The sequence below is a fragment of the Streptomyces sp. NPDC096323 genome, from assembly GCF_040302845.1.
Taxonomy (GTDB): domain Bacteria; phylum Actinomycetota; class Actinomycetes; order Streptomycetales; family Streptomycetaceae; genus Streptomyces.
Window position 1 is genome coordinate 187,626 of record NZ_JBEOSI010000006.1, and the last position, 20,210, is coordinate 207,835.

Annotated in this window: 19 protein-coding genes and 5 tRNA genes; 8 read left to right on the top strand and 16 right to left on the bottom strand. The window is 72.6% G+C overall.

The genetic code is table 11. The annotated features are described in order from the left end of the window. Window positions 1–65: 65 nt before the first annotated feature. Together ABTX18_RS18440 and ABTX18_RS18445 are read right to left on the bottom strand one after the other, a co-directional pair. Window positions 66–887 carry an aminotransferase class IV gene (locus ABTX18_RS18440; RefSeq protein ID WP_352123752.1) on the bottom strand — a complete coding sequence of 274 codons (822 nt, stop codon included), beginning with the start codon at window positions 885–887 and terminating at the stop codon, window positions 66–68. Then, window positions 884–1,939: a chorismate-binding protein gene (locus ABTX18_RS18445; RefSeq protein WP_352123753.1), complete on the bottom strand. Its 1,056-nt coding sequence runs from the start codon at window positions 1,937–1,939 to the stop codon at window positions 884–886. The genes ABTX18_RS18440 and ABTX18_RS18445 overlap by 4 nt, the downstream gene beginning before the upstream one ends. A 145-nt stretch (window positions 1,940–2,084) precedes the next feature. Between ABTX18_RS18445 and ABTX18_RS18450 the strand changes: the two genes are divergently transcribed. The 5 genes from ABTX18_RS18450 (at window position 2,085) to ABTX18_RS18470 (ending at window position 2,527) form a co-directional block, all read left to right on the top strand. Beyond that, a tRNA-Gly gene (locus tag ABTX18_RS18450) sits at window positions 2,085–2,157 on the top strand. Between the two features lie 37 nt (window positions 2,158–2,194). After that, window positions 2,195–2,268 (top strand) — tRNA-Cys (locus ABTX18_RS18455). A gap of 1 nt (window position 2,269) precedes the next feature. Then, window positions 2,270–2,341: transfer RNA gene (locus ABTX18_RS18460), tRNA-Val, on the top strand. 19 nt (window positions 2,342–2,360) lie between these two features. Then, window positions 2,361–2,432: transfer RNA gene (locus tag ABTX18_RS18465), tRNA-Val, on the top strand. Window positions 2,433–2,455: 23 nt separating this feature from the next. Continuing rightward, window positions 2,456–2,527: transfer RNA gene (locus ABTX18_RS18470), tRNA-Val, on the top strand. A gap of 105 nt (window positions 2,528–2,632) precedes the next feature. On the opposite strand, the gene ABTX18_RS18475 is transcribed toward ABTX18_RS18470, so the two are convergent. The 4 genes from ABTX18_RS18475 to ABTX18_RS18490 form a co-directional block, all read right to left on the bottom strand. After that, window positions 2,633–2,920, bottom strand: a complete 288-nt coding sequence (locus ABTX18_RS18475; protein ID WP_352123754.1) for a TFIIB-type zinc ribbon-containing protein — start codon at window positions 2,918–2,920, stop codon at window positions 2,633–2,635. Between the two features lie 68 nt (window positions 2,921–2,988). Continuing rightward, window positions 2,989–3,990: a phosphotransferase enzyme family protein gene (locus ABTX18_RS18480; protein WP_352123755.1), complete on the bottom strand. Its 1,002-nt coding sequence runs from the start codon at window positions 3,988–3,990 to the stop codon at window positions 2,989–2,991. A gap of 500 nt (window positions 3,991–4,490) precedes the next feature. Next, window positions 4,491–4,700 carry a hypothetical protein gene (locus tag ABTX18_RS18485; RefSeq protein WP_352123756.1) on the bottom strand — a complete coding sequence of 70 codons (210 nt, stop codon included), beginning with the start codon at window positions 4,698–4,700 and terminating at the stop codon, window positions 4,491–4,493. A 187-nt stretch (window positions 4,701–4,887) separates the two neighbouring features. Next, on the bottom strand, window positions 4,888–5,148 hold the full coding sequence (locus tag ABTX18_RS18490) for a DUF8836 family protein (RefSeq protein WP_352123757.1): 261 nt from the start codon (window positions 5,146–5,148) through the stop codon (window positions 4,888–4,890). Between the two features lie 205 nt (window positions 5,149–5,353). Here ABTX18_RS18490 and ABTX18_RS18495 point away from each other — a divergent pair, with 205 nt between their 5' ends. Beyond that, window positions 5,354–6,640, top strand: coding sequence for a serine/threonine-protein kinase (locus tag ABTX18_RS18495; protein WP_352123758.1), 1,287 nt, complete (start codon window positions 5,354–5,356; stop codon window positions 6,638–6,640). A 36-nt stretch (window positions 6,641–6,676) separates the two neighbouring features. Here ABTX18_RS18495 and ABTX18_RS18500 read toward each other — a convergent pair whose 3' ends face one another. From ABTX18_RS18500 to ABTX18_RS18535, 8 genes are all read right to left on the bottom strand, one after another. Further along, window positions 6,677–7,498, bottom strand: a complete 822-nt coding sequence (locus ABTX18_RS18500; protein ID WP_352123759.1) for a TrmH family RNA methyltransferase — start codon at window positions 7,496–7,498, stop codon at window positions 6,677–6,679. Window positions 7,499–7,562: 64 nt separating this feature from the next. Beyond that, window positions 7,563–8,807 (bottom strand): uroporphyrinogen-III C-methyltransferase, encoded by a 1,245-nt coding sequence (cobA, locus tag ABTX18_RS18505; RefSeq protein WP_352123760.1) that lies wholly within the window; start codon window positions 8,805–8,807, stop codon window positions 7,563–7,565. 158 nt (window positions 8,808–8,965) lie between these two features. Then, on the bottom strand, window positions 8,966–12,454 hold the full coding sequence (gene cobT, locus ABTX18_RS18510; RefSeq protein WP_352123761.1) for a nicotinate-nucleotide--dimethylbenzimidazole phosphoribosyltransferase: 3,489 nt from the start codon (window positions 12,452–12,454) through the stop codon (window positions 8,966–8,968). Window positions 12,455–12,786: 332 nt separating this feature from the next. Beyond that, window positions 12,787–14,025 carry a precorrin-6y C5,15-methyltransferase (decarboxylating) subunit CbiE gene (gene cbiE / locus ABTX18_RS18515; protein ID WP_352123762.1) on the bottom strand — a complete coding sequence of 413 codons (1,239 nt, stop codon included), beginning with the start codon at window positions 14,023–14,025 and terminating at the stop codon, window positions 12,787–12,789. Between the two features lie 120 nt (window positions 14,026–14,145). Then, a complete protein-coding gene (locus ABTX18_RS18520) occupies window positions 14,146–14,823 on the bottom strand; it encodes a GNAT family N-acetyltransferase (RefSeq protein ID WP_352123763.1) in 678 nt (225 codons plus the stop codon). A gap of 101 nt (window positions 14,824–14,924) precedes the next feature. Then, window positions 14,925–15,791, bottom strand: a complete 867-nt coding sequence (locus ABTX18_RS18525; protein WP_352123764.1) for a MetQ/NlpA family ABC transporter substrate-binding protein — start codon at window positions 15,789–15,791, stop codon at window positions 14,925–14,927. Between the two features lie 70 nt (window positions 15,792–15,861). Next, entirely contained in the window at window positions 15,862–16,533 is a 672-nt protein-coding gene (locus tag ABTX18_RS18530; RefSeq protein WP_352123765.1) for a methionine ABC transporter permease, read from the bottom strand. Then, window positions 16,530–17,588 carry a methionine ABC transporter ATP-binding protein gene (locus ABTX18_RS18535; protein ID WP_352123766.1) on the bottom strand — a complete coding sequence of 353 codons (1,059 nt, stop codon included), beginning with the start codon at window positions 17,586–17,588 and terminating at the stop codon, window positions 16,530–16,532. The genes ABTX18_RS18530 and ABTX18_RS18535 overlap by 4 nt, the downstream gene beginning before the upstream one ends. 630 nt (window positions 17,589–18,218) lie before the next feature. Between ABTX18_RS18535 and ABTX18_RS18540 the strand changes: the two genes are divergently transcribed. Both ABTX18_RS18540 and ABTX18_RS18545 read left to right on the top strand, forming a co-directional pair. Beyond that, window positions 18,219–18,578, top strand: coding sequence for a hypothetical protein (locus ABTX18_RS18540; RefSeq protein ID WP_136327500.1), 360 nt, complete (start codon window positions 18,219–18,221; stop codon window positions 18,576–18,578). Window positions 18,579–18,580: 2 nt separating this feature from the next. After that, the gene (locus tag ABTX18_RS18545; RefSeq protein WP_352123767.1) at window positions 18,581–19,021 is read left to right on the top strand and encodes a hypothetical protein; all 441 of its coding nucleotides are present in this window, start codon (window positions 18,581–18,583) and stop codon (window positions 19,019–19,021) included. A 13-nt stretch (window positions 19,022–19,034) separates the two neighbouring features. On the opposite strand, the gene ABTX18_RS18550 is transcribed toward ABTX18_RS18545, so the two are convergent. Together ABTX18_RS18550 and ABTX18_RS18555 are read right to left on the bottom strand one after the other, a co-directional pair. Then, complete coding sequence (locus ABTX18_RS18550) at window positions 19,035–19,538, bottom strand: GNAT family N-acetyltransferase (RefSeq protein WP_352124009.1); 504 nt, start codon at window positions 19,536–19,538, stop codon at window positions 19,035–19,037. Between the two features lie 37 nt (window positions 19,539–19,575). Next, the gene (locus ABTX18_RS18555) at window positions 19,576–20,142 is read right to left on the bottom strand and encodes a sigma-70 family RNA polymerase sigma factor (protein WP_352123768.1); all 567 of its coding nucleotides are present in this window, start codon (window positions 20,140–20,142) and stop codon (window positions 19,576–19,578) included. Window positions 20,143–20,210 lie beyond the last annotated feature (68 nt).

Here is a 20,210-nt window from a genome sequence, read left to right on the forward strand (position 1 = left end):
CTATCCCCCGGCCGGGCGCCCGTCATCCGCTTTTCCGGCGGCGGACCCGCCGGTCGGCATCCCGGTCACGGATCCAGGTCGTCGGCGGCCCGCTCGTCGAAGACGCGCATGGCCTTGGCGGTCACCGGTCCCGGCCCGCCGGGCAGCTCCCGGCCGTCGACCCGGTGGACGGCCTGGATGTCACGGAGGGTCGAGGTCAGGAAGATCTCCTCGGCCCGGTCCAGGACGTCGAACGGCAGGTCGGTCTCCTGCGCCCCGGTCCACTCCACCGCCAGCGCGCGGGTGATTCCGGCCAGGCAGCCGGAGGCGACCGGCGGCGTGTGCAGCTGTCCGTCGAGGACGACGAAGACGTTGGAGCCGGTGCCCTCGCAGAGCCGGCCGACGGTGTTGGCGAACAGCGCCTCGGAGGCGCCCTGCTCGTGGGCGCGGGCCAGCGCGACGACGTTCTCCGCGTACGACGTGGTCTTGAGCCCGGTGAGCGCGCCGCGTTCGTTACGGGTCCAGGGGACGGTGATGACGGCCGTGGTGTCCGGGCGGCGCTTCACCTCGCCGAGGGCGACGACCAGTCCGGGGCCGGCGGTGCCGCGCTCGGAGCCGAGCGGCGAGATCCCGCCGGTGTAGGTGATGCGGAGCCTGCCGAGCGGGACCGGATTGGCGTCGATGACGGCGGCGCAGGCCCGGCGCACCTCGTCCGGGTCGGGCGCGGGCAGGCCGAGGCCCAGGGCGGAGCGCGTCAGCCGGCCGAGATGGCGGGTGAGTGCGAAGGGCCTGCCGTCGGCGGTCCTCACCGTCTCGAAGATGCCGTCGCCCACGGTCAGTCCGTGGTCGAGTACGGACACCCGGGCGTCTTCGGCGGCCCGCAGTCCCCCGTTGACCCAGATCTTCATGGTGCGGTCCTTCCGGTTGTTTCGTATGCGCCCGACGCTACCGCGAGCAGCCTGGACGCCTTGAGTTCGGTCTCGTCCCATTCGCGTTCCGGATCCGAGCCCCAGGTGATGCCGGCCCCGGTGCCGAACCGCAGCACCGGAGCACCGCCCGTGCGGTCGGCCCAGAAGGTGCGGATGCCCACGGCGAGCGAGCCGGTGGCCCGGTCGGCGTCCACCCAGCCGATGCCGCCGCAGTACGGGCCGCGGGGAGCGGTCTCCAGTTCCCCGATGATCCGCAGCGCGCTGGACTTGGGCGCCCCTGTCACCGACCCCGGCGGAAAGGCCGCGGCGAGCAGTTCGGGCCAGCCCGCGCCGTCGGCCAGCCGGCCGCGCACGGTGGAGACGAGGTGGACGAGGCCGGGGTGTTTCTCGACGGCGCAGAGGTCCGGGACGGTGACCGATCCCGTGGCGCAGACCCGGCCCAGGTCGTTGCGGACCAGGTCGACGATCATCACGTTCTCGGCGTGGTCCTTCTCCAGCAGATCGGCCTCGGTACGGCCGGTGCCCTTGATCGGTCCGGACTCGACCGTGCGGCCGTCCCTGCGCAGGAACAGTTCCGGGGAGGCGGTGGCGATCTCCACACCGTGGCCGGGGAGCCGAATCGTTCCTGCGTACGGGGCGGGGTTGCCGCGCGCCAGGAGCGCGGTGAGGGCGTCCACGTCGGCCGCGTACGGATCGGGCAGCGGCGCGGTCATCACGCGGCAGAGGTTGGCCTGGTAGACCTCGCCCGTCGCGATGTACGCGCGAATGCGGCGTACGCCCTCCAGGTACGCGGCGCGGTCGAGGGACGAGGTCCAGTCACCGGCGGCGGGGCCCCGCCAGGCGCCCGGCACCGGCGCGGGCACGGCCTCGGTGCGCACGGTGGCGAAGCGGGCACAGACGAGCCGGCCCTCGAAATCGGCCGATACGGCCCAGAAGCCGGACGAGTCGAGGGCTGCGGGATCACTGGTCACGTCCCGCAGACCGGAGGCGACGAGGCCGCCGAAGCGGGCGATGGGGGGGAGGTCGTGCACGTCGGTGAGTCTAGAACCGCCCGCGGCGACCTGCGTCGGGGCGGGCGCAGCTGCGCACGCTGCGCAAACGCGTTTTTGTGCTGGCCCCGGAATCCGCTAGAGTTCAACACGTCGCCGGGACGCGCAAGTGAACCGGAACCGACAAGCGGACGTAGCTCAGTTGGTAGAGCGCAACCTTGCCAAGGTTGAGGTCGCCAGTTCGAACCTGGTCGTCCGCTCGCAGAAGGTGGGGGATCTTCCCGAACCCCCGCCCCTGGTGGAGTGGCCGAGAGGCGAGGCAACGGCCTGCAAAGCCGTCTACACGGGTTCAAATCCCGTCTCCACCTCCAAGGACGATTAGCTCAGCGGGAGAGCACTTCCCTGACACGGAAGGGGTCACTGGTTCAATCCCAGTATCGTCCACCGGTCCGCAAGGACCCCCGCGCGATTAGCTCAGCGGGAGAGCGCTTCCCTGACACGGAAGAGGTCACTGGTTCAATCCCAGTATCGCGCACGCAGTACACGCAGGGTCACCCTGCGCGATTAGCTCAGCGGGAGAGCGCTTCCCTGACACGGAAGAGGTCACTGGTTCAATCCCAGTATCGCGCACAGCCCGAAGCCCCGGTCGTCTCGACGACCGGGGCTTCGTCGTTCCCTCATGCGCCGGCGCCGCTGCCCGGACGCGTTCCGTCCGGGCAGCGGCGCCGGGCCGGGTCAGGACGAGAAGAGCATCCGGCCGAAGCTCTTCTGCCGGTAGTGGCCCTGGTGGTGGCCGCCGTGGTGCTGCTGCGGGGCGCCCCAGGCGGGCGCCGGGGCTGCCGGGTAGGCCTGGGGGGCGGGCGGCGCCGGCGGAGCCTGCTGCGTCCACTGCGCCTCGATGCGGGTCAGGGACTCCAGCTCGCCGTAGTCGAGGAATATCCCCCGGCAGCCGCTGCACTGCTCGATCTGAATGCCGTTGCGGTTGAACGTCTGCATCTGTGCGTGGCACTTGGGACACTGCATCTGCGGGCTCACTCCTCGTCGTCGGTCAGCCGTCGCCGGAATGCATGCCCGGCGGCGGTCGGTTCACCCTACGACGAGTGCTCGGCGCTCAACTCGGGCCGGAGAGCGGCAATTCGGGCACAAGCATCGATCATGACCTGTTCCACCTCATCCGGAACCCTGTGCTCCGCGGCGGACTTGGCGAGAGCCAGGGCCGCCGTCTGTACGGTCAGGGCCCGGGCGGCGACGTCCAGCGCGGGCCAGGGATCGCCGTCGGGGCACACCGCGGGGCCCCCCGCGGCCCGGTAGGCGTCCAGGAAGCGGAACCAGACATCGGGGGGCAGCAGCCCGGCCGCGTACCAGGCGGCGGGCCGCGCCAGATCCCAGGCGGGGTCGCCGGTTCCCGCGTCGTCGACGTCGATGAGCAGCCACGGGCCGTGCGGTGCGGGGTGCCGGACGAGCTGGCCCAGGTGCAGGTCTCCGTGACAGAGAACGTGCGCGAGGTGCGCGGGGGCGGGGGCCTCGTCCCGCGCCCAGGGCGGCAGCCCGTGCCAGGCCGCGAGCACGGGGGCGACGGCCGGGTCGCCGGACCGGGCCGCCCGCATCCGGGCCACGGCGAGCGCGGCCTTCGCCGGGCCTCGCATGGCGGGTGGCGCGGGAGAGGCGGACCGGACCGTGCGGTGCAGGCGGGCCAGCAGGACGGCCGCCTCCTCCCACGGTGCCGCGTCCGGGTCTCCGGGGTCCACGGGCTCTCCGTACGGCCACAGGGTGACCGGGCGGCCGTGCAGCTCGGTGAGGCGGGGCGAGGCGCCATCCGCCCGTGCCGGGCCTCCGGGGGGCGGCACGGGAAGGGGGGCGAGCAGGATGCCGGCCCGCATGGGGTCTGCGGCCAGGGCGAGGCGTACGGACAGGTCGGCGGTGTCCGTACCGGCGGCGTGGGCCTTGGCGACGACGGGCCCGCAGCGGACCACGGTGCCGTCCGCCCGGTCCGCGAGGACGACCGGCGGCGGGCAGGCGCAGCCGGGGCCTGGAAGGGCGTGGGCCGCTTCGTGGGCGAGGGCGCCCAGCGCGCCTACGAGTGCGGTGGTCACGGACTCCCCCGGTGGCACAGGATCGGCGGACCCAGCCTGCGCCGCGCCCGCCGGAGAGCGTACGCGGATCGCACCGGGCGGGCCGTGCGCGGGGGGTACGCCTCGGGGCGCAGGTCCGCGGTCCCGGCTCCGAAGCCCCCCGGGGTGGTGCAGGTCTGCGGGCTTCCCGGCTCCGAAGCCCCTCGGGGTGCGATTCCGCCGGCTTCCCGGCTCCGGGCCCCGCGGGCGCAGGTCCGCGGGCGCAGGTCCGCGGGCGCAGGTCCGCGGGCGCAGGTCCGCGGGCGCAGGTCCGCGGGCGCAGGTCCGCGAGCGCAGGTCCGCGGGCCAACTGGCTCCGGGCCATGGGGCGCCGCGCGCAGCCGCACGGGCCCGGACAGCGCGATGTCCGGTCAGCTCCCCAGCTGACCGGACAAACGCTGCCGTCCGCCGCACCCCCGTCCCCACGGGGTTGTTGGCCGGATGTCCCGGTCCGGACCGCTCTTCCGGACCCGGGGCGCCGCTCAGCGCCCCAGCATCACGCCCACGGACGACGCCTGTGTGACCACTGCCTCCCAGCCGCCGAAGACGACTGCGAGGAGGGCCGCCAGAGGAAGAACCATGGCCGTCGCCACCAGGGGGTGGCGCTTGCCGGAGGACGGGCGGCTGCCGAACGAGGCGTAGGCCCTGCGTCCCTGCGTGCGGATCATCGTCCGCGCTGCCGTGTCCGCCATGGTTCCTCTCCTGACCTGTGTTGGGGGCGGCGGGCGTTTGACCTCGGGGGACGAGTGCGACGCCCGCCGCTTGACTTCAACATTAGGGATCCGGGAGGCGGGCGGCGTCATGCCCGCGTACCGAATGCCGGGCCTCCCGGAGGATGAGCCGTGGGTAGTCGGCGTACTCCCCTGGGTGGAGACGGGCCTACCCGGCGTGAGGGTCGTCCCGGAGGGGACGCTCGGAGGTGTCCTCCCTGGGGACCGGCTGTTCGACCAGGGCGAGGACCCTGGTCGCCATGAAGCGAGCGGTGCGCACCACGGTGCCGTTCCTCGTGACTTCACTCACTTCGACCACGCCTCGGCGGATCGCGGTCTCCACCCTGCGCCCTGCCCTGGAGGCCACCATTTCGTAGGTTCGGGTCGTGTCTCCGGCGTCCACGACTATCTCGACTCGATCGCCCTTCACTGATCCAATCCCCCTTCTGCGACGGACCTTTGAGATCTCGCACGGGCCGGGGAGCCTGGATCCGCGGCTCCCTGACCACTCCTCAAGTTTCCCACCCGGCACTGACAATCGATTCTCCGGCGAGGGCGCGGCCTCTGAGCGCCCCGGGCGGCGGGTACGTAAGCTGTGCCTCGTCAGGCGGACCAGGCAGCGGGGATGGGCAGACATGGCGATGATGCGGCTCCGGCGCGAGGACCCGCGTGTCGTCGGCTCGTTCAGGCTGCACCGGCGGCTCGGGGCGGGCGGCATGGGCGTCGTCTACCTGGGCTCGGACCGGCGGGGCCAGCGCGTGGCGCTGAAGGTGATCCGCCCCGACCTGGCGGAGGATCAGGAGTTCCGCTCGCGGTTCGCACGCGAGGTGTCCGCCGCCCGGCGGATCCGCGGCGGCTGTACGGCACGGCTGGTCGCGGCCGACCTGGAGGCGGACCGCCCGTGGTTCGCGACACAGTACGTTCCGGGGCCCTCGCTGCACGACAAGGTGGCCGAGGAGGGCCCGCTGTCGGCCGCGGAGGTCGCCTCGATCGGGGCCGCGCTCTCCGAGGGGCTGGTGGCGGTGCACGAGGCGGGTGTCGTCCACCGTGACCTGAAGCCGTCGAACATCCTGCTGTCCCCCAAGGGCCCGCGCATCATCGACTTCGGGATCGCGTGGGCGACCGGCGCCTCCACGCTCACGCACGTCGGTACGGCGGTGGGCTCCCCCGGCTTCCTCGCTCCCGAGCAGGTGCGCGGCGCGGCCGTGACGCCCGCGACGGACGTCTTCTCCCTCGGGGCCACGCTGGCGTACGCGGCCATGGCCGACTCGCCGTTCGGCCACGGCAGTTCCGAGGTGATGCTGTACCGCGTGGTGCACGAGGAGCCCTCGCTGTACGACGTGCACGACGCGCTCGCCCCGCTGGTGAGCGCCTGCCTGGCGAAGGACCCGGAGGAGCGGCCCAGCACGCTTCAACTCTCCATGCGGCTCAAGGAGATCGCGGCGCGGGAGGCCCAGGGGCTGCACGAGAGCCGGCCGCCCGCCCAGCGTTCGGCCCAGGAGGCGGACCGGCCTACCGGGCGCCTGGAGGGCCCGTACACCGAGCAGCAGACGCGTCGCGCGCCCGGTCCGGGTCCGGTGTCGCGCCCGCAGAACCGGCAGACGGGATCACCTCGTCCGGCCTCGCCCCGTACCGGGGGTTCGCGCCCCCCGCAGCAGCAGCCGCGCAGTACGACAGGTGCGGGCAAGAGGCCGCAGGGCGCCGGCGGGACCAACGGCAGGCCGGGCACCCGGCCCGGCGCCCGCACGACCTCGACCGGCCGGCGTCCCGCCAATCCGCGGCTGCTGCGCCAGCGGCTGGTGGTCTTCGTCGTCGTGACGCTGCTGGTGGCGCTGGGCATCGCGGCGGCGCAGGGCTGCCAGGGGCCGGCCCGTGGCCTCGGCGCGGACCGGAGCCAGGTGCGGAGCGAGCAGCAGGCGTAGCGACCCGGAGACGGCCCCGGCCGCCTCGATGTGCCGTTACCGGCTGCCCGGGCGGCCGGTGGCGACCGCGTAGAACGCGACCGCGGCGGCCGCGCCGACGTTCAGCGAGTCGACGCCGTGGGCCATCGGGATGCGGACCCATTCGTCGGCGGCGACGAGGGCCTGCGTGGAGAGTCCGTCGCCCTCGGCCCCGAGCATCAGGGCCACCTGGTCCATCCGGTGCGGGGCGGCCTCCTCGATGCTGCTGGCCTTCTCGTCGGGCGTCAGCGCGAGGAGCTTGAAGCCTGCCTCCCGTACGGTCTCCAAAGCCTTGGGCCAGGTGTCGAGGCGGGCGTAGGGCACGGAGAAGACCGCGCCCATGGAGACCTTGACGGAACGCCGGTAGAGCGGGTCCGCGCAGTCCGGCGAGAGCAGCACGGCGTCCATGCCGAGCGCGGCGGCGCTGCGGAAGATCGCGCCGATGTTCGTGTGGTCGTTGACGGCCTCCATGACGACCACGCGGCGGGTCGTGCGGAGCAGCTCGTCGGCCGTCGGCAGGGGCTTGCGCTGCATGGAGGCGAGGGCGCCGCGGTGCACGTGGTAGCCGGTGACGCGTTCGGCGAGCTCGGGGCTGACCGCGTACACCGGAGCCGGGACCTCGTCGATGACGTCGCGCATCAGGTCGACCCACTTCGCCGAGAGGAGCATGGAGCGCATCTCGTACCCGGCGTGCCTGGCGCGTCTGATCACCTTCTCCCCCTCGGCGATGAAGAGGCCCTCCGCGGGCTCTCGCCTGCGCCGGAGCTCGACGTCGGTCAGACCGATGTAGTCGCTCAGGCGGGGGTCGTCGGGGTCCTCGACGGTGATGAGATCAGCCACAGGTTGATACTGCCTTGTCCGGTGTGTGGTGCCAACGGTCTGGAGAAAGATCCGTTACCGCTGGTTACTCTGCGATGGTCCCGGCGCCGACCGCGACGACGTCACCGATGACGATGACGGCGGGCGGGCGGACGTCCTCGGCGGCGGCTCGCTCGGCGACCGTCGCGAGCGTCGCGTCGACGCGGCGCTGGGCGGCCGTGGTCCCTTCCTGGACGAGTGCGACCGGGGTCTCGGGGGACTTGCCCTGGGCGATGAGCGTACGGGCGATGGCGCCGATCTTGTCGACGGCCATCAGGAGCACGAGCGTGCCGCGGAGCCGGGCGAGGGCCTCCCAGTCGACCAGCGAACGCTCGTCGTCGGGGGCGACGTGGCCGCTGACCACGGTGAACTCGTGGGCGACGCCGCGGTGGGTGACGGGGATGCCGGCCGCGCCGGGGACCGAGATCGAGCTGGAGATGCCGGGGACGACGGTGCACGGGATGCCTTCGGCGGCCAGCGCCTGGGCCTCCTCCATGCCGCGCCCGAAGACGAAGGGGTCGCCGCCCTTGAGCCGGACGACGGCCTTGCCGGCCTTGGCGTGCTCGATCAGCGCGTTGTTGATCGCCTCCTGGGCCATGTAGCGGCCGTACGGGATCTTGGCGGCGTCGATCACCTCGACGTGCGGCGGGAGTTCGTCGAGCAGGTCGCGCGGGCCGAGCCGGTCCGCGATCACGACGTCCGCCTCGGCGAGGAGGCGGCGGCCGCGGACCGTGATCAGGTCGGGGTCGCCGGGGCCCCCGCCGACCAGGGCGACGCCGGGGTGGCGGGTGCGGTGGTGGGGGGCGGCGAGGGTGCCGTCGCGCAGGCCCTCGACGATGGCGTCGCGGACGGCGGCGGAGTGGCGCGGGTCCCGGCCGTGCGCGTCGGTGGTGAGGACGGCGACCGTCACGCCCTCGCTGCGGCCGGTGGCGGGGGTCCAGGCGGTGGCGGCGTCCGCGTTGTCGCTGCGGACGCACCAGGTGCGGGTGCGCTCGGCCTCGGCGGAGGCGGCGTCGTTGGCGGCCGTGTCGTCGGACGCGATGAGGGCGTACCAGGTACCGGCCAGGTCGCCATCGGCGTACGGGCGGCGCTCCCAGCGGATCTCGCCGGCGTCCGCCATCGCCTCGACGGACGGGGTGGCGGCGGGTGACACGAGGACGATGTCGGCCCCGGCCGCGATGAGGGCGGGGAGCCGGCGCTGCGCGACCTGGCCGCCGCCGACGACGACTACGCGGCGCCCGCTCAGGCGCAGTCCGACGGGGTACGCGGGGTGATCGGCGTGCTCGGCCATGGCGGTGCGGGCTCCTCGTGCGATGCGGGGGCTGCGGGCCGCTGCGGCGGTGGAGCGGCTGAAACGGGGTGGGGTTCACGATACGGGGTGGGCGCGGGGCCCAAGCGGGGCTCCGCCCCGGACCCCGCGCCTCAAACGCCGGCGAGGCTGGTTTTCTGCTACTTCTCCGTGACGCCCGCCGAGTCGAACGTGGCCACCTCATGCATCGCGCGGGCCGCGCTCTGCACGATCGGAAGCGCCAGCAGCGCGCCCGTGCCCTCGCCGAGGCGGAGGTCGAGGTCGACCAGCGGGCGCAGGCCCAGCTTGTTGAGCGCGGCGACGTGGCCGGGTTCGGCGCTGCGGTGGCCCGCGATGCAGGCGGCCAGGGCCTCCGGCGCGATGGCGCGTGCGACCAGGGCCGCGGCGCCCGCGCTCACGCCGTCGAGGATGACCGGCGTGCGAAGCGACGCCCCTCCGAGCAGGAACCCGGCCATCGCGGCGTGCTCCAGGCCGCCCACGGCCGCCAGTACGCCGATCGGGTCGGCCGGGTCCGGCTGGTGCAGGTCGAGGGCGCGGCGCACCACGTCGACCTTGCGGGCGTGCATCTCGTCGTTGATGCCGGTGCCGCGACCGGTGACCTCGGCCGGGTCCATCCCCGTGTACACACAGATCAGGGCGGCGGACGCCGTGGTGTTGGCGATGCCCATCTCGCCGGTCAGCAGGCCCTTGTTGCCTGCCGCGACCAGATCCCGGGCGGTCTCGATGCCGACCTCGATCGCGGCCAGGACCTCCTCGCGGGTGAGCGCGGGGCCTGTCGTGAAGTCCGCCGTTCCGGCGCGTACCTTGCGGGGCACCAGGCCGGGCTGTGCGGGCAGCTCCGTGGCCACACCGACGTCGACGACACACACCTCCGCCCCCACCTGGGCCGCGAAGGCGTTGCAGACCGCGCCGCCGCCGAGGAAGTTCGCGACCATCTGGCCGGTGACCTCCTGCGGCCAGGCCGTGACGCCCTGGGCGTGCACGCCGTGGTCGCCCGCGAAGATCGCGACCGCCGCGGGCTCCGGGATCGGCGGCGGGCACATCCGGGAGAGACCGGAGAGCTGCGCCGAGATGATCTCCAGCATGCCGAGCGCGCCGGCCGGCTTCGTCATCCGCTTCTGCCGCTCCCAGGCCTCGCCGAGCGCCTTGGCGTCCAGCGGCCGGATACCGGCGATCGTCTCCTGGAGCAGGTCGTGCGGCTCCTCGCCGGGCAGGGCGCGGCGTCCGTACGTCTCCTCGTGGACGACCCAGGACAGCGGGCGGCGCTTGGACCAGCCCGCCTGCATCAGCTCGGGCTCCTCCGGGAATTCGTCGACGTACCCGACACAGAGGTACGCCACGACCTCCAGGTGCTCGGGCAGGCCCAGGGCACGGACCATCTCGCGCTCGTCGAAGAAGCTGACCCAGCCGACGCCGAGGCCTTCGGCCCGGGCGGCGAGCCACAGGTTCTCGACGGCGAGGGCCGAGGAGTACGGGGCCATCTGCGGCTGGGTGTGCCGGCCGAGGGTGTGGCGGCCACCGCGGGTGGGGTCGGCCGTGACGACGATGTTGACGGGGGTGTCGACGATCGCCTCGATCTTCAGTTCCTTGAACTGCTTCGCCCGCGCCTTGGGGAGCGACTTCGCGTACGCCTCGCGCTGGCGCTGCGCCAGTTCGTGCATGGAGCGGCGGGTCTCCGCGGAACGGATGACGACGAAGTCCCACGGCTGCGAGTGGCCCACGCTGGGCGCCGTGTGGGCGGCCTCCAGCACCCGCAGGAGCACCTCGTGCGGGACGGGGTCGCTGCGGAAGCCGTTGCGGATGTCGCGGCGCTCGCGCATGACGCGCAGTACGGCCTCGCGCTCGGCGTCGGCGTAGGGCGGGGCGGGGGGCGCGACGGCGGGCGTCTCCTCGGCCTCCGGGGCGGGGGCGTCGGTGTCCTGCGGGGTCTCGGGTACACCGGCCGTCTTGGGGCCGGCCGTCGGGGCGGTCTCCTCGGGCTCGGTGACCTCGGGTCCTACGGGCTCCGGCCGGCCGGCCGTCAGGTCCGGGGTCTCGATGACCTCGGGACCCGTCTCGGCCTCGCGCTCGGTGAGCTCGGGGCCCGGCTCGGGCTCGTTGACGGGGTGCGGCGCGGCGGTCTCGACGACCGCCTCCATCGCCGCTTCGGCCGGTCCGGGCTCCGCGACGACGGCTGCCGCCTCGGGCGCCGGGTTCACCGGCTGCTCGGCCACCGGCGTCGGTGCCAGGTGTGGTGTGGTCGGAAGCGAGCCCGCCACGGGTACGAACCGGCCCAGCGACGCTCCGTCGGGAACCGGCTCCACCGGCGGCTGCACCGGCGCCGCGGGGGCGAACGGGGCTTCTTCGGCCTGCGCGTCGGGGGCGGGTGCCGCCGCGACGGGCGCGGTCTCGACGGGAGCGGTCTCGGCAAGCGGCTCCTCAGCCCGTGCGACATCGACCGGGGCCACCGGCTCCGCAGGCGCGGCCTCGGCGACCGGCTCCTGGACAGGCGCGGTCTCGACGGGTGCGACCTCGGTCACCGCGGCCTCGACAGGCGCGATCTCGACCGGGGCGGCCGCGGCCTCGGCAACCGCCGCGGAGTCAGCAGGCGCCACCTCGACGAGGGCCGGTGCCACGTGCACGGGCACGGTTTCCTCCGGGGTCTCGGCCGGCACACCGACCGCTACGGGCCCGGACACCGGCTCCTCCACCACGACGGGCGCGGGCTCGACGGGCGCCACCTCCACGGCCACCGGCTCGACGCGCACGGCCTCGACGGACTGCGCGACGGGCGCGGGCCCCTCCACCTGCGTCTCGGCCACGGGCTGCCCGGCGACGGGCTCCTCGGCGGCGGCCTCAGCCTCCGGGACGACCGTTTCTGCTGCCGACGGCTCCGCCTCCACCGCGGGAGGAGCGACAACCGGTGCGGCGGGCTGCTGCGGTGTGTGGGCCGCCCACTGGCCCGTGCCCTGCGGCGGGATCTCGCCGAGCTGCGGGCCAGGGAGCGCTGCCACCTCGTCGGCCTGCACCTCGAAGTACTCGGGTCCGGCGGTGGCCGGGCCGGCGTGCCGTGCGGGCGTCTGCACAGCCGCCTGCGCCTGCCGCTGGACCTGAGCCGGGCCGCGGTCGGCCAGGGAACGGACCACGCCGCCACCCGACGTACCACCGTAGGAAGGGCCGGATTCGGCGGAGGCGGGACCGCGGTGCAGCGGGCGGCGCACGGGTGCCTGGGCCGCCTGCGCCGGTGCGGGAGCGGGCGACGGGATGCGCACGCCGCCGAGGTCGACATGGCCGGAGTTCCGGCCGCCGGACTCATGGGTCCCCTGGCCGGTCTCCTGGAACGACGCGCCGGCCTGCTGCATGGCGTACGCCGGAACCTGGGCCTGCTCCTGGAACTGGTCGGAGGCCTGGGCTCCACCGTCGGCCAAAGGCTGGTACCCGCCGCCCTGCTCGGGCAGCGGTGCCTGCACCGTCTGGGGTTCGCTCCAGGCGCCCTGGGGGCTCGGCATCAGCAGAAGGTCGTCGTCCTCGGACGCGTGCTCGGAGGGGTCGAGGTAGGTGTAGGCGCCAGGGGCGGGGATGCCCTGCTGCTCCACCATGCCTGCGTTCTCCGGCAGTCCCTCGCCCGGGATCTGGCCGGTGTCACTCATGCGTACCCCTCGCCCATCGTCAGTGCTCCTTCGGCCCTTCGCCCGGGACGCCCCGACACTGCACGCCGGTGCTCGTCCCATGGGACGAGCGGGCGCGCCGCGCGGCACGAGTCGGTCGCGGACATACTGCATTCTCGCGGCCGTTCGCCGCCGCGGCAGGTCATTTCGCCACGGCTCGCTGTGGACTGCGCCACGTTGCGCGTCCTCCGGTTCTGCCGTACCACAACGGGGGTCAAAACAGTCCCCTTTTCCGGACATTGACGAACGAAGCGACGAACGTCCGGGCGCGGTGCAACGATCGGCCAGCCTACCTCGCACCGTATGCCGACGGGTCAGGGGGCAAGGTCCGAACGCAGTGCGGACAGCAGAAAGACGACCGTGCGTTCGCGCTCCGCCCACGCGGCCGTGTCGAGTTCGACGGACTGGAGGAGGGAGCAGGCGACCGTGTATCCGTTCTCGATGAGGGCTGCCCCCAGCGCCTCGGCCTCGTCCCGGGTCGACGCGTGCGTCACGATCCGCTCGGGCCTGCGGGCGGCGACCGCGGTGACGACCGGGGCGCCGCCGCCCCCGATCCGTACGACATCGGGCTCGGGCAGTCGTTCCAGTACGTGGGGCGCCCGGCCCTCGACGACCTGGAGCTGCACGCCGAACGCACGGGCCGCCGCGGTCGTGCGGGCGCAGGCGTCCGGGTCGCTGTCGACCGCCAGAACGGCCGCGCCGAAGCGGGCCGCCTCCACGGCCAGGGCGCCACTGCCGGAGCCGACGTCCCAGAGCAGGTCGCCGGTCCGGGGCCCGAGGTGGGCCAGTTGGGCGGCGCGGAGTCCGGGCGCCTCCCCTTCGCCGCTCCGGCCGCCGGCGTCCGTTCCGGCACCCCGGTAGGCGTCGGCGGGCAGCGCCCAGCCGCGTACGCCCTGGGGGTAGGCGGGGTGGCGGCCCGCGATCCAGGCGCCTTCGGCTCGCTGTTCGGGGCCTCCCCCGATGACGATGACGACGTTGGGGTCGCGCCAGACGTGATCGGCCGCGGCGTCGGAGGTGACGACGGTGACCTGTTCGCGGTCGGTGCCGAGTTCCTCGCAGATGACGAAGGTGCGGTGGACGCCTTCGAGCAGCAGGGCGAGTTCGGCGGGGCCGGCGCCGGGCGAGGTGAGGACGGCGACCTTGTGGTGGGCGCGGCAGACGTTCACGGCGCGGCGCAGGGTGCGGGGGTGGGCGACGACCGTCTGGGCGTCCTCCCACGGCATGCCGGCGCGGGCGAAGGCGGTGGCGACGGAGGAGACGGCGGGCACGACTTCCACCTCGAGGCCGTGCTCGGGGGCGCGCAGGGTGCGGACGACGCCGAAGAATCCGGGATCACCGTCGGCGAGGACCACGGCGCTGCCGCGGTGGCCGGCGATCCGCCGGGCCGCGAGATCGACGGACCCGAGCCGGATCCGTTCCGCGCCGTCCGGGATTTCGGGAAGGGCGAGGTGGTGGGCAGCGCCGGCGACGAGGGTGGCGGCCGAGAGCGCGGCGGTGGCCGCTCTGGTCAGTGGCGAGCCGTCCCAGCCGATCACTGTGACCCGGTCGGCCATCTGGCGTCAGTCTCCTGTGTTGTCGCAGGTGGGGCAGGTTGCCCGAGGCCGGGCAGCGGTGAGCGGGGCTACCTGGTCCGGACCAGTGTGGCGTGCGTGCCCCGGGATAGTCGGATGCTCTCAGTTCCAGTCGTTGTAGGTGCCGTAGCCGCCCGCGTCGGCGAGCTCTTCGGCCACCCCTTCGAGGTCCTCGGGAAGCAGGCCCCAGACGATCAGATCGGTCCTGATGTCGGTCCATCCTCCGTCCTCGGTCTGTGAGCGGGCTATGCGGGCGTTGCGCAGCACTCCCTCACTGATGCAGCCGAGCTTCTGCGCGACCTGCTGGGAGGCGGTGTTGTCGGCGGCGGTGCGCAGTTCGATGCGCTCGAAGGCCTGGTCGCGGAAGAGCCACTGGGCCAGGGCCAGGACCGATTCGGTGGCGTAGCCCTCGCCGCGCGCCCACGGGGCGGTGATGTAGGCGGCCTCGGTGGCGCGGGTGCGCCAGTCGGTGTTGCGCAGCCGCACCGAGCCGACGAGCCGCTGGGTGAGGAACTCCGTGACGGCGAGCACGATGCCGTCGCCCTTGGTGCGCTGTGCTGGAGCGATCCTGCGGACCCAGCGTTCGGCGTCGACCTGGGTGTAGGGCTGGGGCGCCTCGGTCCAGGCGATGACGAGTTCGTCGTTCATCATCTCGACGTACGCGGGGATGTCCGCCATGTCGAACGGGCGCAGCACCAACCGGTCCGTGCTGATGGAGATGTCCGGAAAGGTGGAAGTCATGCGCAGCTCCATGCCGAAGACCGTGTAAAGGCACAGCATGCAGCATCGGGCGGACCTCATGCATGACCGGGTCTGCACGGCGGAGCCCCGCGCACCCGGGCGGGGTGTGCGGGGCTCCGCGGGCAAGTGCCGCGCCGGGGTCAGGACTTGGCGGCCGTACCGAAGGCCGGGATGACCGAGCCCTGGTAGGTGTCCTCGATGAACTTCCTGACCTCGTCGGAGTGGAGGAGCTTCACGAGCTTCTCGACGCGGGCGTCCTTCTCGTTGCCCTTCTTCACGGCGATGATGTTGGCGTACGGGTTGCCCTTGGCCTTCTCCAGCACCAGGGCGTCCTTGGCGGGCTTGAGGTCGGCCTCGATGGCGTAGTTGCCGTTGATGACGGCGGCGTCCACGTCGTTCAGGGCGCGGGGGACGGTCGCGGCCTCCAGCTCCTTGAACTCCAGGCCCTTCTTGTCGGTGATGTCGCTCAGCTTGGCGCTGGTGCCGACGCCGTCCTTGAGGGTGATGAGGCCGTTCTCGGCGAGCAGCTGGAGGGCGCGGCCCTCGTTGGTGGTGTCGTTGGGTACGGCGATGGTCTGGCCGGACTTGATGTCGCCCAGGTCCTTGACCTTCTTGGAGTAGAGGCCGAGGGGCTCCAGGTGCACGGTGCCGACGGAGACCAGGTGGGTGTCGTTCTTCTTGTTGAAGTCGTCCAGGTAGGGCTGGTGCTGGAAGAAGTTGGCGTCGACCTGGCCGGTCTCGGTGGCGGTGTTCGGCAGGACGTAGTCCGTGAACTCCTTGACCTCCAGCTTGAGCCCGGCCTTGGCCGCCAGGTTCTTGCTGACGAAGCCCAGGATGTCGGCGTGCGGTGTCGGGGACGCCGCGACGACGAGCGCCTTGGAGGTGTCGGCCTGGGCGCCGGTCCCGGCCTTGGACGCCGGGTCGGAGTCCGTGCCGCAGGCGGTGAGGCCGAAGGCGAGGGCGGCGGTGGCGGCGGCAGCCGCGGTGATCTTGATGTTCTTACGCACGAAGAGTGCCTCTTTCAGGTGGTGATGGTGGTACGCCCGGACAAGGAGTGCGGGCTCTGAGAGAAGAAGTTCAGGAGGTGGTGCGGCCTCGGCGGGCCAGCAGGCGTACGGCTCCGTCGCCGATCAGCTGGATCACGGTCACGATGACGATCAGCAGCGCGACGGTGATGAGCATGAACTGGTTGTCGAAGCGCTGGAATCCGTAGGTGACGGCCTTGGAGCCGAGCCCTTCGCCGCCGACCGCTCCGGCCATCGCGGAGTAGCCGATGAGCACGATGAGGGTGGTGGTGACGCCGGAGACGAGCGAGGGAAGCGCCTGCGGGAGCAGAACCTTGCGGACGATCGTCGGGATCGAGCCGCCCATGGACTGGACGGCTTCGACGAGCCCGTGGTCGACCTCGCGCACGGCCGTCTCGACGAGCCGGGCGAAGAAGGGGATGGCGCCCACGGCGAGCGGCACGATCATCGCGGTCGGGCCGATGAAGGTGCCGACGACCCAGGTGGTGAAGGGGATCAGGGCGATCAGCAGGATGATGAACGGCAGCGAGCGGCCGATGTTCACGATCACGCCGATGACCTTGTTCACCGGGGTGTTCTGCAGCAGTCCGCCCTTGTCGGTGAGGACGAGCAGCACGCCGAGCGGCAGTCCGGCCAGGATGGTGACGGCCGCGGACCACAGGACCATGTAGAGGGTGTCGACGGTGCCCTGCGTGAGCAGCGGCTGCATTTCGGACCAGGTCACTTCGCCACCTCCTTGGTGAGCGGTGCGGGGATGACGACGGGTGCGGGGTCTGTGCCGTCCACGAGCTCGGCCTGCAGTCCCTGCTCGCGCAGGAAGCCGATCGGGACGACGTTGTCCTCGAACCGGCCGGGCAGCTCGATGCGCATCCGGCCGATCTGCTTGCCGCCGACGGTGTCCATCGCGGCGCCCAGGATCGAGATGTCGATGTTGTACGTACGGGAGAGCTGCGAGATCACCGGCCGGTCGGCGGCGTCCCCGTGGAAGGTGACGTCGACGACCGTGCGGTCGGGGCCGGAGGCGGTGCCGCCGACCGGGAAGAGTTCGTGGGCGAGTTCGGACCCGGGGGTGGCGAGCAGGTCGCCGACGGTTCCGGACTCGACGATGCGGCCGTTCTGCATCAGCGCGGCGGAGTCGCAGATCGTCTTGACGACGTCCATCTCGTGCGTGATGAGCAGGACGGTGAGGCCGAGCTGCTGGTTGAGGTCGCGCAGCAGCTGGAGGATGGAGCGGGTGGTCTCGGGGTCCAGGGCCGAGGTCGCCTCGTCGGAGAGCAGCACCTTGGGGTCGCCGGCGAGGGCGCGGGCGATGCCGACGCGCTGCTTCTGGCCGCCGGAGAGCTGGCCCGGGTAGGCCTTGGCCTTGTCGGCGAGGCCGACCAGGTCGAGGAGTTCGAGCGCCTTGCGGGTCCGTTCGCGGCCGGTGACTCCGAGAATCTCCAGCGGGAGTTCCACGTTGCCCTGGACGGTGCGGGAGGCCAGCAGGTTGAAGTGCTGGAAGACCATGCCGATGCGGCTGCGCGCCTCGCGCAGTTCCTTGCCGGCCCGGCGGCCACGGCCCGCGAGCGCGGTGAGGTCCTGGCCCGCGACGGTCACGGTGCCGGAGGTGGGGCGCTCCAGCAGGTTGACGCAGCGGATGAGGGAGGACTTGCCGGCGCCGCTCTGCCCGATGACGCCGTACACCTCGCCCTCGCGGACGTGCAGGTCGACGCCGTCCAGAGCGGTGACCTCACGGCCGCGCGACTGGTAGACCTTCGTGAGGCCCGTAGTGGTGATCACAGGGTTTCCGTCACTGTCGAGTGCGCGGCGCGGTGTCCGCCGGGCACGGGGCATTCGTCCGGTGAGACTGTCCGGACGTTTCGATCGGACGTTCCGAGCGGGGGCACGGCCGGACACGGCGGTGGCCGCGCGGCAGCGTGCTGTGAGGCGCGTTCCGCTGGGTGCGGACGGCTCGGGCTCGGTCTCGCTTCGGGGCGCGAGGCTCAGGCGGGGGCCCTCAGAAGGCGCGCATTCGACACATACAACGAGCACCGGGCGTCGTGATCGCCTCGGTCGCAAGGATGCGGCTGCTCGTCGTGGTCATGGGCCAAGTAAAGCAGACGTGAGGTTCTGGCCGGACCGGCTGTCCGGATAGCGGACAGCCTTGGATGGTGGCGCACCGCCGCCCGAAGGGTCTGGACGGACTCGGCTCTCCCCGCCGTGACCTGCGGGGATACGAGAATGGGCCCGGGGACAGGACCAGCCCTCACCGGCTGCGGGCCCCGGGAGTGTGGTCAAGACCACGACCAGGGGCTCCCCCTCGGCCGGAGTCCCCGCCGCCCGCCCGTGGGGCGAGGCACGGGCTTCCGCCTCGTCCGCGGGCACGGGGGCGCACGCAACGGGCGCCGCGGCCCGTAATACCCTCGGCTCATGCTTGACGCCCTGACGATCGCGGTCGGCGTGGCCGCCCTCGCCCTCGCCGCCTGGTGCGGATTCGCCGCCTACCGGGACCAGCCCACCAAGGACTGGCACTTCATCGGGATGGCCGTGGTCTCGCTGCTGGCGCTGTCCCAGCTGGTGGTGGGAATCGTGCAGCTGGCCCGCGGCGAGCGGCCGGAACAGGGCATGACCATCTTCCTCGCGTATCTGATCGGGGCCTTCCTCGCCGTACCGGCGGCGGGCTTCCTGTCGCTGAGCGAGCGGACCCGGTGGGGTTCGGTGACGGTGGCGGCGGGCGCGGTCGTGCTGGCCGTTCTCGAAGTACGGCTCTACGACATCTGGGGAAACTGACCGTGACCGACACCGATCGCACCCCCGCAGCGGCCCCCGCCGAGAAGCAGCCCTTCGATCTGGGCACCGGTCCCGGGCGCGTACTGGTCTGGTTCTACGGCGTGTTCACCGTGGCGGCGGCGTCCCGCGCGATCGTCCAGATGATCCTGGACTTCGGGAAGGCTCCCCTGTCCTACGTGCTGTCGGCGGCCGCCGCGGCCGTCTATGGCTTCATCACGTATTCGCTGGTGCGCGGCGGCGAGAAGGCGCGGCGGACGGCACTGGTGTGCTGTGCCGCCGAGCTCGCCGGGGTGCTGATCGTGGGCACGTGGACGCTGGTCGAGCCTTCGGCGTTCTCGGACGCGACGGTCTGGTCCTACTCCGGCCGGGACTACCTGTTCATCCCGGTGATCCTTCCGGTCACCGGGATGATGTGGCTGCGCCGCGCGAGGCCTTCGAACTAAGCGCTCGTCACCGTTAAGCGCTCGTCACGTACGCGGGCGCGGATGCCTCCTTCTCCAGGAGGATCATCCGGACGCCGTCCTGACCGGTGGCGTCGCCGACGGGGGCGTAGCCCGCGCGCCGGTAGAGCCGTAGATTGCCTTCGCTCCGGTGCCCGGTGTGCAGCCGGAAGCGGGTGGCCGACCGCTCGTCGGCGAGTCCGGCCTCCGCCGCGCCCAGCAGGCGGGCGCCGAGGCCGTGCCCCTGGAGCCGGGGATGGACGCAGAGTTTCCCGATCTGCCCGGTCCCGTCCTGGTCCGCCGACCCGCGTACCGAACCGACGACTTCTTCGCCGAGCCGCGCCACGAACACCAGGTTCGTGGCTATTTCGGCGCGTACCGAGTCGAGGGTCTGGACGAGCGGGTCGATCCGGTAGTTCCCGTACAGCTCCGCCTCGCTCTGAAAACAGAGGTACTGGAGTTTCAAGATCTGTTCGGCGTCCTGTGCCTTCGCCGCCGAGATGATCACGCTCATGCCCATCTGCGCATACCTCTCGCTCACCTGATCCGCCGGTTGTCTACCGCTCCTTTCCCCGCAGTTCAGGAGCTACAACCTCCGCCGCCAGCATTCTGCGCAGACATCCAAGGCATCGGGAACGGATCGGCCCCAAACTCCCCTGTGACATACCCAACTCCCCTGCGATTTCGCGGTAGGTGAGGTCGAGCGGGGAGAACAGCGCGCGCAGTAAGCGCGGACAGGGACCGGGCAGCCGGTCCACCGCGGCGTGCAGCACCCGGCGTTGGTCGGCGAGGAGGGCGGCCTTCTCGGGGCAGCCGGAGGGACCGACGGCCGCCTCGTCGCGGTAGGGGCGCTCCCGCCGGGCGGTACGGCGGGCCCGGCGGGCCTCCGACCTGATGGTGTCCCGGACCCATCGGGCGGGGTCCGCCGGCAGGCCCCGGCCCGCCGGCCGTTCCAGCAGCCGCAGCCAGACGGCCTGTTCGAGGTCGGCGGCGTCCAGGGCGGCGCCGGTGGCGGATGCCGCGGCCTCGGCGTTCGCCTCGGCCCTGACGAGCGGATACAGAAGGCGGACGAGGGTGGCGGCACCCGGGGCGGGCAGGGCCTGAGGAAGATCGAGAAGCGTCACGCCCCCACCCGACCCGGTATACGGTCCGCCGGTCGCCGAACCCGCCGGGACCACCCGACCGGGGCACG